Genomic DNA, 14,517 nt, shown 5'->3' on the forward strand with positions numbered 1-14,517 from the left:
AAATGACGAATTCAGAAGGGCCATCGCCAGCCACCGCACCCCGCACCCGCAGCAAGGCGCGGCATATCCTCGATAACTATTTCATCGGACCGGCCCGGGATGATGCGGTGTTGGAAATCTGGGGCTATACCCCCCGCATGAGCTATGCGCCGGGTGACACAGTGGCGCTGCATGTTTCGACTACGGCTAAGACATGGGACCTGGAAGTAGGTCGCGACGGGTTAAATTATGAACCTGTGTTACGTGAACAAGGATTGGCGGGCTCGCATCAGGAAACCCCTGTCGATTGCTCGGTCAAGGGATGCAATTGGCAGATTAGTCACAAGTTCACCATCCCAGCCAACTGGCGACCGGGTGGCTACCTGATTACGTTTAGCGCCGAGCGCAACGGTGATCGCGTTGAGGAACATCACCTGATCCTCGTACGTGGTGCCTCCAGCAATACTGCGCCGAGCATGGTGTTGATCTGCGCGACGGGCACCTGGCTTGCCTACAATTGCTGGGGAGGCTCAAACCACTACGAAGGAATCACTGGACCCGGCGGCAACGAATTTTCAGCTGTCGTTTCTACCCAACGGCCATGGAGCCGGGGCTTCTGCAGGCTTCCCAACGGCGCCCCTCGTGCAGTCCCCGAGACGCCACACACACCCGGGACTATGGTGCGCTATCCCTATATGGAATGGGCTTATGCCTATGGCTATTCCAAGAAATATGCGTCTGCAGGCTGGGCCAGTTACGAACGTCATTTCGCGCGCTGGCTTGAGTCTGAGGGGTTCGAATTCGAAATCGCCACTCAGCACGATCTTGAAGACGAACCGGATCTTCTGAACCGCTATAAATGCGCAGTTTTCGTGGGGCATGACGAATATTGGTCAGCCAATATGCGACATTCGGTCGACCGGTTTACCGAAGGCGGAGGCAAGGTGGCACGGTTTGCCGGGAACTTCCTTTGGCAGACACGCATTGAAGACGAAGGCCGTACTCAGGTCTGTTACAAATACAAGGCCGAACAAGATCCGCTTTTGGGAACCGATCAGGAGCATCTGGTGACAGCCGCATGGGATGTCCCACCAGTCAACTGGCCCGGTGCGAAAACCTTTGGGGCGAATGGACTAAAAGGAATTTACGCGTGTTTGGGCCGCTGCGTAGGGCAAGGTAGCGGTGGCTTCACTGTCTACCGCCCCGGTCACTGGGCGATGGCAGGAACCGAGCTCGGATATGGCGATCAGCTGGGGGCCGGGTCGCGCATATTCGGCTATGAGGTCGACGGGGTGGACTATCGAATGCAGGATGGACTGCCCTATGCCACAGGAACAGACGGTGCAGACCCGAACATGGAAATACTGGCGATGGGGCTGGCGACCAATATCGAACCTGACCACGGGGCATGGGGTGAGACAGCGTATATCGGCGACGATGAGGCCAAGTTTAAAGCAAAAGCCCTGTTTGGAACCGTTACGGAAGTCACATTAGATCGCAGTGCGCGCGGAAACGGCGTAATCTTGCATTGGCACCGCGGTAAAGGAGAGGTCTTTACTGCCGGCACCTGCGAATGGGTCACGGGCTTGGTTCGTAAGGATCAACAGGTCGAACGTATCACGAACAACGTGCTGAGAAGGTTCGTCGCCTCTGGTTGATAGATCGAAGGATCATTGGAAGTCAGGAAAGCGGGACAAAACATCCACCCATGATCTATTCATTAGCGACGGCTTTTGGTGTCCTGCGTCATGTATTCATCTTCAGGAAGTCAACCAATAAGCTTGCGATCTTTTCAAGTTGGTCTTCCATTGAGAAATGGCAGCTCTCTAGAACATGAAGCTCTGAACCCAGAATCGCGCCCCAGATCAGCTACACGGGTTTCCGCCCAAGCGCTGCATATCGAGGCGCGATCTCATTGGTATGTTTGAGATCGTATTCGATAACAGCGCGTGCACTGCCGCTTACTCTGAGGGACGCTGCAGAAATGCTCACTGATTTGGCGATATCAATTGCAGAGCGGAGGGCCGCGTAGAAACTGAATAGTTCGCTGCATTGAAGTGAGACCCTGATCTCACCTGCGGTTTCCTAACCGTGACACGCCGATCCAGAAGGGCGCGCGTCGCATCCATTTCCATCTTTCGTCATTTACAAATTATAATATTCATTTTATTGATTGTATATGAGTGGAAATGCAATTTCTCGACGCACTTTCTTGTACAGCGCCGCGTGCCTCGCGGCGCTTGGCGCTCAATCCAAAATCGTTCGGGCGGAGTTTCAGCTCGGTTCTTCGGCCCGGATTACTACATTGTCAGACGGGTACCTGTCGTTGCCGCCGGAAATGGTCTTCGGCTCGATGCCGAAGGAAGAACTCGAGTTGCTTCTGAACAGCAAACAAGTGGACGTGACCACGTACGAACCAGAGTGCAACGTGGCGCTCTATCGCGATGATGAAAACACGGTCCTGTTCGATGTTGGAGCTGGCCCGGATTTCATACCCACATCCGGCAAGCTTTTGGAAACTCTTGAAACAATCGGCTTGTCGCCCGAAGACGTCACGCACGTGATCTTCACCCATGCGCACCCCGATCACATCTGGGGTGTTCTGGATGACTTCGACGATCTGCTTTTCACCAACGCCACGCATCATATTGGCCGCAATGAATGGGATTATTGGTGGAACCCTTCAACAGTGGCTTCGGTCGGGGAAGATCGCGCTGCGTTCGCCGTGGGCGCAAAACGGCGTATGGAAGCAATTGAGCATCAGGTCGCGTTCTTTGATGATGGGCAAGAGATTCTTCCCGGTATTGCCGCCCATGCAAGCTTTGGGCACACGCCCGGTCACATGGCCTTTGAAATTCGAAATGGCAGTGACTCTGCGATGATCGTCGGCGACGCGCTCGGAAATCCGCACGTGGCTTTTGAACGTCCCGATTGGCACAGTGGCACTGATCAGGATCCCCAAGCCGCCGCATCCACGCGGAACTCGCTGCTGGATCAGATATCTCAGGAACAAATGAAAATCATTGGCTTCCACCTGCCGAACGGAGGGGTTGGCCGGGTCGAAAAGACCGACTCCGCATATCGATTTATTGGAGAGCCTTCATGATGCGATCGCTCATAGTTGCCTTGACCTTCGCCACACCAGCTTGGGCAAGCGAGGATATTGCGGACCAATACCCGCAAAGCATGCTGTATTCCAAGCCGGTCGAGTACATCCCCGGCGTCTATTCCGCCATTGGCGCGACGGCTCCGCCCACTTATGAAAACTCTGGCCACAACAACAACCTCAGTTTCATTGTAACCGGTGAAGGCGTGGTGGTTATTAACGGCGGCGCTGCCTATGTCCTTGCCGAAGCGCTTCACAAGGAAATTCAGGCAATCACAGATCAACCGGTCAAGCTTGTCTTCAACGAGAATGGTCAGGGGCACGCGATGCTGGGCAACGCGTACTGGTCAGAACTCGGCATTCCTATCATCGCTCATTCGGATGCAGCAGCCGAATTCGAGGAATACGGCCCTCAGATCCTCGAAGGAATGCAGCGATACAATCAGGACAAGGCAGAAGGGACATTCCTGGCTGGCCCAACCGAGACATTCGATGATGAGTACGTGGTTGAAATGGGTGAGTTTCGGATTGAGGCAAAATATCTCGGGCCTGCACACAGTCCCGGCGATATCTCGATCTGGTTGCCGAACCAGAGCCTTGTCATCGCGGGTGATATGGCCTTTCACGAGCGTATGTTGCCGATTTTTCAGGAGACCTACACCGCAGATTGGCTGGAAAGCTGGGACAACGAATTCGAGGCTTTGGAAGCTACATATGTCATTCCCGGGCACGGCCATCCGACAAACATGGATCAGGTGCGCCGCTATACCCGCGACTACCTGATATATCTGCGCGGCAAGATTCAAGAGCATATGGATGCGGGCGGTGATCTGGCTGAGGCTTATTACGTCGATCAGTCACCGTACGCCCACTTGGATACGTTTGAGGAACTGGCGACGAAAAATGCCGGGCGCGTCTTTGAACAAATGGAATTCGAGTAACTCAGGAACGTTGCGGAACAGGCATTCGCATCAATAACCTATGCGTGCAGATCGCCCCGACCCACATGAAAAAAACGGCAAGCCATGCGGTCAATGACAGGGCGGACCCTCCTGAAAGCCCGGCACCTACGGCACAACCTCCTGCCAGCATCGCACCGAACCCCATGAGGACAGCTCCAACGAGGTAGCGTTCCATCGGAGTATCCGGACCAAACCGTTCGACCCTCCACTCCCCTGCAACCAAGGCCGAGCCTGCTGCACCAACTGCGACACCCGGAACAAGACCGATACCGAAGGACAACACGACGTTTCGCTCGGCAACCAACGCCATAAGCGTATCCGTGGCCGGCCCGGTAAACGTGACTGACGACACAGGCACAACTTCAAAAGATGCTTGCGCGATGGCAAATGTCATCATCCAGCCCAGCGCCACAGCCACGCCAACTCCTGCGGCTGTTACGATCCTTGCAAGCGTGACCTTCCGGTGGAATGCAAATGCAATTGCCAACACCAATCCCAAGGCTGCGACGGCTGTATACGTCGCTGGCGAAAAACCAAGTATTTCCGAAAGATCGCGCGGCGCGCCTCCTGAGACGGTCCAGATACCGGACAGCAACTCGCGCGCAGGACTGAGAATGCCCGTGTAAGCTGCCTGAGCCACCAAGGTTAAAACCAATCCTGTCACGAGCGCGCGCAGATTACCGCAAGAGGCCAGTACCAAAAGGCGAGATGCACATCCGCGCGCCAGAACCATACCAACGCCGAACATCGACCCACCAATTATTGCACCGCTAAGGCTGCCCGTCGACGCGATGGCACGTGTCCCGGAAAGGTCCAGCCATTCAAGCCAGACAAGCGCCTGCACTAAGGTGAGCGCCGCAGTAAAAGCGATCAGCCAAACCGCAAGACGAGGACCAAACTCGCCTTCGGCGACTTCGACGGTCGATGCTCGTAAACAAAAGTGAGACTTCTGAGCAGTCACGCCGAACAAGACACCGACGAGCACTCCGGCAAATGCCAAGGCGCCAGGGTCTCCCAACAGATCGATGAGCCTCTCCATGAACAGAAACCCTCACTTCGTCGCGTGTGAATCCTTGTCTTCGGTCAAGTTGTCATTGCGCGGCCATTGGCCTGCGCGCCAATTGGCATTGCGTCCACAACTCAGCCAATGCAGATATCAGACGATCCACGTCTTCGGTGGAATGCACCGGCGATGGTGTAATCCGCAGACGTTCCGTTCCCTTGGGGACGGTTGGATAGTTGATTGGCTGGATATAAATCCCGTAGTCACGCATCAATACATCAGAGATGAAGCGACACTTGACCGGATCGCCGACCATGACCGGAATGATGTGACTTGGGTTCGGCGTATGCGGAATGCCCAGATCATCCAGCCTGTCTCGAACCTCACGCACACGCTGCTGGTGTAGATGTCGTTCCGCATTGCTTTGCTTCAGGTGCCGAACCGAAGCAGCAGCACCCGCGGCCACGGCCGGAGGCAATGCAGTTGTAAAGATGAATCCGCTGGCGAAGGATCGGACAAAATCGACAAGCTCTTTCGACGCCGCGATATATCCACCGACTACGCCGAACGCTTTGCCCAATGTTCCCTCGATTACGGTTAGCCGATCCATCAGGCCTTCGCGTTCCGCAATGCCACCGCCCCGCGGTCCATAAAGCCCGACGGCGTGAACCTCATCCAAATAGGTCATAGCGCCATAGCGGTCCGCCAAATCACAGATCTCGGCAATTGGTGCGATATCGCCATCCATAGAATAGACGCTTTCGAACGCAATGAGCTTAGGGGCATTGGCAGGCAGTTCAGCGAGGTGCCGTTCAAGATCCGCCACATCGTTGTGTTTCCAGATCCGCTTGTGACAACGACTGTGGCGAATACCCTCGATCATCGAGGCATGGTTCAGCTCGTCAGACAGAACCGTGACGCCAGGAATGCGGGATGCCAAAGTTCCCAAAGCGGCCCAGTTCGATACGTAACCTGACGTAAACAGCAATGCCGCCTCTTTGCGGTGCAAGTTGGCGAGCTCTTGTTCCAGCAAAACATGCGCGTGAGTGGTTCCTGAGATATTCCGCGTTCCACCTGCCCCAGCACCGTTTTCATCAATCGCCTTATGCATTGCCGCAAGAACACTGGGGTGCTGACCCATACCGAGATAATCGTTCGAACACCAAACAGTGACTTTTTCGGGACCGTCTTCCGCGTAGCTGCGTGCGGTTGGAAATGCACCACGCTGTCGTTCGAGATCAGCAAAAATCCGGTAGTTTCCGTCTTCTTTCAACTGCTCCAATTGGTCTCGAAAATACTGTTGGTAGTTCATTTCAGTTCCCAACAGCCTCTTCCACGATCCCGGACAACAGGGACTGGACCTTTTGCATCGGCCCGTCAGGGTAGCTTCGGTATCCCACCATCACGCCACTTTCATTTTCGGCTACAAAAATCCCGTAGGGGCAGAAGCCGATATTCATCGGGTCGGCTTCCATCACCTCGCGCGAGATTTTCGCCGAGCAGAAAATGAAGATGTCTGCGGCGGCGAATATCTGTTTATCGCTACCGACATCAGCGCCTGTTCGATTCAGCATTTCGCCAACATGGCTCACATAGTCGATGACCAACCCCTGCCCCACAATCGCGGACTCGACGGCGAATGTTGCATCATCAAAACTGCCATCAAACGGGGTGGTGATGACCTCTTCCGCAAATGTCTGGCTCGCAAGAACAGCTGAAAACGTGGCCGCAGCGATAAAGTGTTTCATGGTTTTAGTCCTCCTCCTGAACCGCATTTTCTCAGATCGCTCATCGGGGGTTTTGACACCGGCCAAAGCCCCCGAATGCCTTAACCGAACATGTCTGAGGTGATACCGGCGTACCAACCCAGCGACTCTTCGTAAGTTGCTTTCCTCAGGTCGGCATCTTCGCCGGTCTGGCTGATGAAGCCGTCCACTTTGGCGATCTTTTCTGGTGTTGCCTCGTAGGTTGCACCAACCTTCACGCCATCATCGGTATCAATGAGAGACCAGCACGTGTTGGAGAATTTGGCCGGGAACACTTTGGAACCGGTCAACGCACCTCGCACGGCATTCGCACAGACCTTTGCCTGACTGTTGGCCGAGAAACCGGATTTCGGCATGTCACCCTGCTGGCTGGCGTCACCAAGAACGTAAATATCCGGATCGGCCTTGGAGGACATATCCGCGGCGTTCACGGGTGCCCAGTTGCCATCGGTCACGCCTGCCATTTCCGCGATGCGTCCGGCTTTCATCGCTGGGATCACGTTGCAGACATCGACCTTTGTTTCTTCGCCGTCGATGGTCACCGTCATCGCATCCGCGTTTACGGATACATTGCCGCCGCCGAAATCCTCGCCGATCCAGTCAACCATTCCTTCGTAGTGGTTGGCCCAACCCTCTTGGAACAACGACATCTTGGAAAACTTCGGTTTCGGGTCGGCAACGATGATCTTCGCTGTCGGGTTGTTCGCCTTCAGAACATGCGCGACCATTGAAACCCGCTCATACGGTCCGGGTGGGCAACGGTACGGGTTCGGAGGGGCGACCATCGCGAAGGTACCGCCCTCGGGCATTGCCATGATCTGCGCTTTCAGAAGCTCAGTCTGAGAACCAGCCTTGTACGCATGCGGCATCTTGTTCTGCGCTGAGACGTCCCAGCCCTCGACTGCGCCATCAACAAAGTCGATACCCGGGCTCAGGATCAGCTTGTCATACGGAACGGATCCGCCACCGGCCAAGGACACAGTCTTGGCATCGCGATCCACCCCTGTGGCCCAATCATGCACGACGTTGATACCGTAGTTCGCGGCAAGCGTGCCATAACTGTGGGCGATGTCCGATAGCTCTTGAAAACCGCCCAGATACAGGTTTGAGAAGAAACAGGTGTAGTAGGTCCGCGACGGCTCGATCAGCGTCACATCGATCTCACCCTTGCTGTCCTTTGCAATATAACGAGCGGCAGTTGCGCCGCCCGCACCGCCGCCGACTACAACGACTCGTGGCTTGCCTTGAGCCAACACCATCGGTGCCGATAGCCCGGCCGCCACTACGCCGGCAGCTCCGAGAAATACTCGTCTGTTGAGTGTCATCGCGTTTCCTCCCGTTGGGCAATGTTAGTTTGGATTATTGAAGTAGGCGGCCAAAGCCGCGATCTCGTCATTGCTCAGCCGCCCTGCGATCATTTGCATGACCGGATGTGGCCGCTGTTTTTCTTTGTAAGCGTGCATCGCGACGACAAAGTCCTCGTCCGGCCAATACACGATCGAAGGAATACCCTCATCGTTACCTTCGATCTGGTGGCATGTTGTACATTCGCTGCTGAGATATGCGCCGTACTCAGGATCTCCTTGAATCGCCAGGATCGCGGGGTCGACAGAATGGTCCGTGCCCTTCGCCGTTGGATCCGCTTCGGGGATGTCCTGAGGATTGTCGGAGAATCCACGTAGATAGGCGATCACATTTGCCCTGTCTTCTGGATCTTTCAGGCCACGAAAACTCATTCTCGTGCCTGACGCAAAGGCGCGTGGGTTTTCGATATAGGCCGAAAGAGTATCCGCATGCCATTCCAGACCTGAGTTTCCCGCACGCACGAGACTCTTGGAATAGTTGAAGCCATCCAGACCTGCTGCCTTGCGCCCAAAAACCCCATTCAGATGCGGCCCGATTTTGTTTTCAGCCTCTTGCCCAACCTGATGACAGCCTTTGCATTGGGCGAACACTGCTTTCCCCGCCTCAGCATCGCCAAGGTCTTCTGCCGCGTAGGTCGATGAGGCAATAGCCCCAAAGAACACGGCACAAACCAGTGCGTTCGCCCAACGCATCGTCAACTTCCAAACGTCTTCAGATAGAGGATCAAAGCTTCGACATCGCCTTGTTTCTTAAGGCCTGCAAAAGACATCCGAGTGCCTTTCATGTATTCCTTGGGTTTCGTGAGGAAGGCGGTCATTTCTTCATCGGTCCAGACGAGCCCTGCCTCGGCAGCGGCCTTCATCGCTTTGGAATATTTGAACCCCTCGACCGATCCGGCATTGGCTCCGATCACCCCATTCAGCGCAGGCCCGGTGCTGTGCTTTGCACCGTCTCCGACCTGATGACAGGACTTGCACTTCTTGAAGACTTTCTCTCCAGCGGCAACCAGTTCTGCCGCCCCGTCGACCTCAGCGGCTTCCTGAACTGCTGGTGTTGCGGCGGCCTCTTCTTCCGGCTTTGGCGCAGCTACGGGAATGAACGTGGGCCCTTCTGCCGTAAATGTCGGCAACTCATCCGGATTGGCATCATTCATGACCGAGTTCGAACCACCCTCCGGCGGGGTTTCAACCAGAAAGACAGAGCGCATCGTAACGGCGGTTTCTGCTTTGCAGTTCTCCATGCAAGGTTCTTCGCTCCATTCGGCGTACTCGGTCTCGGGTCGAACATCGACGACAAAGCCGTCCATGTTGTACATCTCGAAATCGGCGAAGTTTTCGTTGTTCAGCTCGAAATCGTCATCCACCAAATCATTGGAATAGAGGATGTATGCGACAATTGCGTAGGTCTCATCCGGTGTCAGTGTGCCCGCTTCACCAAAGGGCATTGAGCGGGAGATGTAATCCCATGCGGTCGACAAATGCGGCCAATAAGATCCGACGGTTTTTACAGGATCGTCGTCCGCAAGCGTATCGAACCCACCGGCCAGAACAGGCCAGTTGTCGGCACCTTCGGCAAATTCGCCGTGGCACGACGCGCAGCGGTCGACAAACACCTCTTCACCGGTCCAGACGTCGCCTGATCCAACGGGTAGGCCACGCCCATCAGGCAAGACGTCAACGTCCCAGGCCATGATCTCTTCTTCCAGTGCGAGCCGCCCAAGCCCAAAGGTACCGTCACGGTCGGGCACGGGCGCGGTCAGGTTCATACCATTCGCTGCCCGTTCTGCCGCCGCAGCCTGTATTTCTTCAACCTTAAGCTCTAACTCGGCTGCTCGATTGGCTTCTGCCTGCGCTTTTTCCTGGGCCGTTGCTGCGTGCGCTTCGACCTGGCCAATCCGGGTTTCCAAAGTTTCTATCTTCGCCTGGCCGTAGTTTCGGTTCGCGAAAGCCACAGCTGCCGCAAGCACCAACGCCGTGCCGCCAAATACGGGCAGGAAAACATGACTAAGAGATTTCGACATTCTCAGCGATCCCTTCTGCGCTTACGTACCAAGTCTGGATACAGTTGTTGTGATAGACCGCGTTTTCTCCGCGTTTTTCGCGCAGCTGGTCTTTGGTTGGCTGCACGTAGCCGGTCTCGTCTATCGCTCGGGCCTGCAAAAGCATTGGTGCTCCGTCCCAGTTCGTATCGAGATAGAAACGCGTCAAAGCCTTGCTGTCGCCCTGTTTGCCAAGGCGCGCGGTCTCCCAGGTGATCCCACCGTCCTTGGACACATCGACCCGTGTAATTTGCCCGTGGCCTGACCAGGCAAGTCCGGAAATGACCAGCGGGCCCGGCCCGTGTTTGATCGGCATTTGCGGGCTGGGTGAGGTGATGACGGATTTTGCATCCATCACCCAAGTCCATTTCTGGGCTGTGCCATCGGCGTAAACATCGGTGTATTTTGATGTTTCTTCCCGGCTTTCGACGGCCATATCGACAACTTCGATGCGGCGCAGCCATTTGACCCACATGTTGCCTTCCCAACCCGGAACAACCAGTCGCACGGGGTATCCATGCTCCATCCGCAGCGCTTCGCCATTTGCCTTGAAAGCCACCAACACGTCATCCAGCGCTTTTTCCATCGGGATGGAGCGGCCATTGGATGAGGCATCAGCGCCTTCAACATAGACCCATTTGTCTGGTGAGATATCGGCGCCTGCTTCCTGCAATAGCGTCCGCAGCGGAACGCCGGTGTATTCCATGTTGTGAATCATGCCGTGGGTAAATTGGACGCCATTGAGTTGCGCACCCGCCCACTCCATACCGGTATTCGCCGCACATTCGCAGAAATACACGTGGTTTTCGCGCGGGAACCGCTCAATGTCGTCGTAAGTAAACACAAGCGGGCGATCGACCAGCCCGTTGATCATCAGGCGATAATCCTCTTTGCGCAGTTCAATCGCGCCTGAATGGTGACGTTCAAAGGCGCACCCTTGCGGAGTGATCGTGCCATCGAGCGCGTGGATCGGTGTGAAGTTGATCGACGAAATCGGAGAGGCGGTCAGCCATTCCACGTTGCGACGAACGACATGGGATTCGAAGCTGATTGGCATACCGTAAGGTGACTCATCGACACCGGCACCCGTGTAAGAAGCCCAATCCTGAAGCTCTGTTATCAGCGGGTCGGGCGTGTCCGCCACTGCTGCCCCTGCAACGGATCCTGCGGCGACCGCAGCGCTGCCTCTCAGGAAGGCCCGGCGGGACGGTTTGAACGCGTCATCCATATCTCTTAGGTCTCCATCTGTTTCTTAAGCGCCGACAACATCGACACTGGTGTTCTCTTGCACCGTGACGGTGCCAAGGTTGCGAATGTGGTTTTCGACGACATCCCAGATCGGCGGACCCTCAGTGCCTTCGTTGACACTAGCCCAACCAGCCACGACGTAGGTTTTCGATGGATCAATCGCTTCACCTGTCTTGAGCAGGGTCATTTCGCTGATCCGTTGCCCTTGTGGCTTGGTCACATCGATGCGGTAGCCAAGCCCACCGACGCGAACCATATCGCCGCCCTGTTGGTAGTAGGGATCGGGATTGAACAGGTTGTCACCGACATCCTCGAGGATCACATGGATGAATTCGCCTGTCATTTCTGTGCGGTAGGCATTGGGATACGACATCGATGTGACGTTCCAGATGTCCTCGCGCGTAATCTCCTGTCCCGGCAGGATTGAGGGTCCCCAACGGACGCCGGGCGACATCGCGATATCCGCTTCGCGTTCGCTGAGCAGCGCATCGCAAATCAGGTCATCCCAGGTGCCGTTAAAGTTGCCGCGGCGGTAGAGCAACGAGTCCGTTTTGCCGATCACCTCGCCCAGCGCGGTTTCATATGGCGCGCGCTGTTCGTCGATCAGAGCAGTGATCGCTGGATCGGGCGCAATGACGTCAGAGAAGATCGGGATCAGCTTGTGCTTCAGCCCCATCATCTGCCCGTCCCTCACGTCGAGATCCACACGGCTGACGAATTTTCCGTTCGAGCCAGACGCGATGATATGCGTTTTACCCACCAGAACCGGCTCGGGCAGCGCATCATGAGTGTGGCCGCTGAGGATCACGTCGATCCCTTGCACCCGGCCTGCCATCTTCTTGTCCACGTCAAAGCCGTTGTGGCTGAGGACAACAACGACATCAGCACCGGCATCGCGAACCTCGTCCACCATTGCCTGCATGTTCTCATCCCGGATACCGAATGAATATTCTGGGAACATCCAGCCCGGGTTCGCGATTGGCATGTAAGGGAATGCCTGGCCGATCACGGCGACCTTTGCACCGCCCCGATCAAAGAACTTGTAGGGCTGGAACAATTCTGCAGGTTCATCCCACTCGGCATCAAAGATGTTCTGACCCAAGGCCGCAAAGGGCAAACCTTCGACGATTTCGTTAACCCTGTCGCTGCCCAACGTGAACTCCCAATGGAAGGTCATAGCATCGGGTTTCAGCGCGTTCATGACATTGACCATGTCCTGACCGGCCGTCTGATAGCAGGTATAGGAACCATGCCACGTATCGCCACCGTCCAATAGAAGGGCATCGGGACGGTCCGCTCGAATTGCGTTTATGACCGTTGAGACCCGGTCCAATCCACCGACCCGACCATAAGCCTTCGCCAGTGCCGAGAAATCATTGTAGGTCAGTGCATATGCCGACGGGCTTCCATCTTCGATGCCATAGGCCTTGCGGAAAGCGGCGCCAGTAACATGCGGCATCTGACCCTGCGCATCGCCAATCCCAAGATTGATCTCGGGTTCACGGAAGTAAATCGGCTTGAGTTGCGCGTGAATATCGGTGACATGGATCAGGCTGATGTTACCAAAGGTCTCAAAATCCAGTAGTTGATCCTGTGTCAGGCTTTGCTGCGCAGCAAGTCTGGCCCATTTGCCAAACCCGGACGCCCCGTACAAAGCCGATGCAGCCATTGAAACCTGCAAGAAGTCACGTCGAGAAATCATCTATCAGCTTTCCTATGACACATATAAATGTGTGAATGTTATTCGTATGAAAAACCCGCGCCGGGCATCGCCCACGCGGGTCGTTCGTTACTGACGTACTGCAGGAGTTTCGACTGAAAGCCCGTTGCCACGCGAGGCAACATAGAGCTCCAGCGCACGGAACTCGTCCGACCCTTCAGCAAAGGTTTCCGCCCGCGTATCGCGAATACAACCGCGGAAACGATTGTGGCGCGAGATCAGCTTGGCCTGCTTCAAACGGTAAGTCGGGAACCCATTGATCATACCCTGGCTCAGGTGATCCGCTCGGATCATATTGCCCCAATTGTCTTCGTGACAGTTGGCACAGCTCAGCTCTAGCTGACCGTAGCGAGTATAATACATTTCCTTGCCCTGCTCCCAAAACGGGGCGGCATCGCCATCAATAGCAACATCCATAGGCATCCCGCGTGACTGCAGACCGATCAAGGCGACCATACCCTGCATGTCTCCGCCAGACCATTTCCAGGCATCGGCCTCCATGCGATCCGTACGGCACTTGTTGATCAGATCTTCCATGACCACCAGCTTGCCGCTTTCGGCATCAACCTTTGGCATGGACGCCTGCAATCCTTTGAAGCTTTCCACCCCATTATGGCACGAGGCACAGCTTTCCCCAGCGGCACCATCAACCGTCTCAAAGAGATCGGCAGCCTGATCGACGAAGATCATCGCCGGATTGTCGAAATCATCAATTTGAAGCGCCTGGGTTTCATCTGTCCTGAAATGCCAGCCCGAGTAGATCGTATCGAAGTTCTCGACATGCGCTGGCGCCTCGGTGATCGAGGTCATGTCCAGCTCGTCATTGATTACTAGATTGTCGTCATCCGGTCCGGCCATTGCTGCCACTGGGAAAACCAGAACTGCCGCGATCGCCGTTAGTGCCTTGGTATTCATTGCGTTCCTCCCTTGGTGGACCAGCGCCAGAATTCACAACCAGCGCTGACCTTCCTTAGTGGTCGAGCCGTCAGGCGATCTCGATCATTTTTTTCTCGTCGTAGACCGAGCCGTCATCATCGTACCAAGTGAAAACGAACTCGCCGGCTTCAGGCACAGTTGCTTCAAACTGAAAGTACGGATTGGTCGAAATCGCCGGCTCCATAGTCACATCAACCACCATTTCTCCGTTAAACTCGCAGGTGAAACGGTTGATAATCGAACGCGGAATAACGTTGCCTGCTTTATCCTTACGCTGGCCGCTTTCCATCTTGTGGCTGATCAGAGTCTTGATCGTTATGGTTTCACCAGCAGCGGCTGTCTTTGGAACCTTGACGCGGGGTTTTACACCGGATGCCATTGGTTAGTCTCCTGT

The 14,517-nt window shown here is 55.4% G+C and carries 13 protein-coding genes; 3 read left to right on the forward strand and 10 right to left on the reverse strand.

What is annotated here, in order from left to right:
* Window positions 1-2: 2 nt before the first annotated feature.
* The 3 genes from ACR0NF_RS13785 to ACR0NF_RS13795 all read left to right on the forward strand — a co-directional run bounded on the left by ACR0NF_RS13785 (window position 3) and on the right by ACR0NF_RS13795 (window position 4,026).
* A complete protein-coding gene (locus tag ACR0NF_RS13785; RefSeq protein WP_480472264.1) occupies window positions 3-1,637 on the forward strand; it encodes a N,N-dimethylformamidase beta subunit family domain-containing protein in 1,635 nt (544 codons plus the stop codon).
* A gap of 521 nt (window positions 1,638-2,158) precedes the next feature.
* On the forward strand, window positions 2,159-3,085 hold the full coding sequence (locus ACR0NF_RS13790) for an MBL fold metallo-hydrolase (RefSeq protein WP_480472263.1): 927 nt from the start codon (window positions 2,159-2,161) through the stop codon (window positions 3,083-3,085).
* Window positions 3,085-4,026 (forward strand): MBL fold metallo-hydrolase, encoded by a 942-nt coding sequence (locus ACR0NF_RS13795; RefSeq protein WP_480472908.1) that lies wholly within the window; start codon window positions 3,085-3,087, stop codon window positions 4,024-4,026. The genes ACR0NF_RS13790 and ACR0NF_RS13795 overlap by 1 nt, the downstream gene beginning before the upstream one ends.
* Before the next feature lies 1 nt (window position 4,027).
* Here ACR0NF_RS13795 and ACR0NF_RS13800 read toward each other — a convergent pair whose 3' ends face one another.
* From ACR0NF_RS13800 to soxZ, 10 genes are all read right to left on the reverse strand, one after another.
* Window positions 4,028-5,086, reverse strand: a complete 1,059-nt coding sequence (locus tag ACR0NF_RS13800) for a YeeE/YedE family protein (protein ID WP_480472262.1) — start codon at window positions 5,084-5,086, stop codon at window positions 4,028-4,030.
* A gap of 52 nt (window positions 5,087-5,138) precedes the next feature.
* Window positions 5,139-6,362, reverse strand: a complete 1,224-nt coding sequence (gene hemA / locus ACR0NF_RS13805) for a 5-aminolevulinate synthase (RefSeq protein ID WP_480778433.1) — start codon at window positions 6,360-6,362, stop codon at window positions 5,139-5,141.
* Window position 6,363: 1 nt separating this feature from the next.
* Entirely contained in the window at window positions 6,364-6,798 is a 435-nt protein-coding gene (locus tag ACR0NF_RS13810; RefSeq protein ID WP_480472260.1) for a DUF302 domain-containing protein, read from the reverse strand.
* Between the two features lie 80 nt (window positions 6,799-6,878).
* The gene (locus tag ACR0NF_RS13815) at window positions 6,879-8,141 is read right to left on the reverse strand and encodes an FCSD flavin-binding domain-containing protein (RefSeq protein WP_480778434.1); all 1,263 of its coding nucleotides are present in this window, start codon (window positions 8,139-8,141) and stop codon (window positions 6,879-6,881) included.
* A gap of 24 nt (window positions 8,142-8,165) precedes the next feature.
* The gene (locus ACR0NF_RS13820; RefSeq protein ID WP_480472258.1) at window positions 8,166-8,873 is read right to left on the reverse strand and encodes a c-type cytochrome; all 708 of its coding nucleotides are present in this window, start codon (window positions 8,871-8,873) and stop codon (window positions 8,166-8,168) included.
* A 2-nt stretch (window positions 8,874-8,875) separates the two neighbouring features.
* A complete protein-coding gene (locus ACR0NF_RS13825) occupies window positions 8,876-10,201 on the reverse strand; it encodes a c-type cytochrome (RefSeq protein WP_480472257.1) in 1,326 nt (441 codons plus the stop codon).
* Window positions 10,185-11,447 (reverse strand): sulfite dehydrogenase, encoded by a 1,263-nt coding sequence (gene soxC, locus ACR0NF_RS13830; RefSeq protein WP_480778435.1) that lies wholly within the window; start codon window positions 11,445-11,447, stop codon window positions 10,185-10,187. The genes ACR0NF_RS13825 and soxC overlap by 17 nt, the downstream gene beginning before the upstream one ends.
* A 24-nt stretch (window positions 11,448-11,471) precedes the next feature.
* Window positions 11,472-13,169 (reverse strand): thiosulfohydrolase SoxB, encoded by a 1,698-nt coding sequence (gene soxB, locus ACR0NF_RS13835; protein WP_480778436.1) that lies wholly within the window; start codon window positions 13,167-13,169, stop codon window positions 11,472-11,474.
* Between the two features lie 87 nt (window positions 13,170-13,256).
* Window positions 13,257-14,102 carry a sulfur oxidation c-type cytochrome SoxA gene (gene soxA, locus ACR0NF_RS13840; protein WP_480472254.1) on the reverse strand — a complete coding sequence of 282 codons (846 nt, stop codon included), beginning with the start codon at window positions 14,100-14,102 and terminating at the stop codon, window positions 13,257-13,259.
* Window positions 14,103-14,172: 70 nt separating this feature from the next.
* Complete coding sequence (gene soxZ, locus ACR0NF_RS13845; protein ID WP_480472253.1) at window positions 14,173-14,502, reverse strand: thiosulfate oxidation carrier complex protein SoxZ; 330 nt, start codon at window positions 14,500-14,502, stop codon at window positions 14,173-14,175.
* Window positions 14,503-14,517: the final 15 nt, after the last annotated feature.

The organism is Ruegeria sp. CF4 (assembly GCF_056537345.1).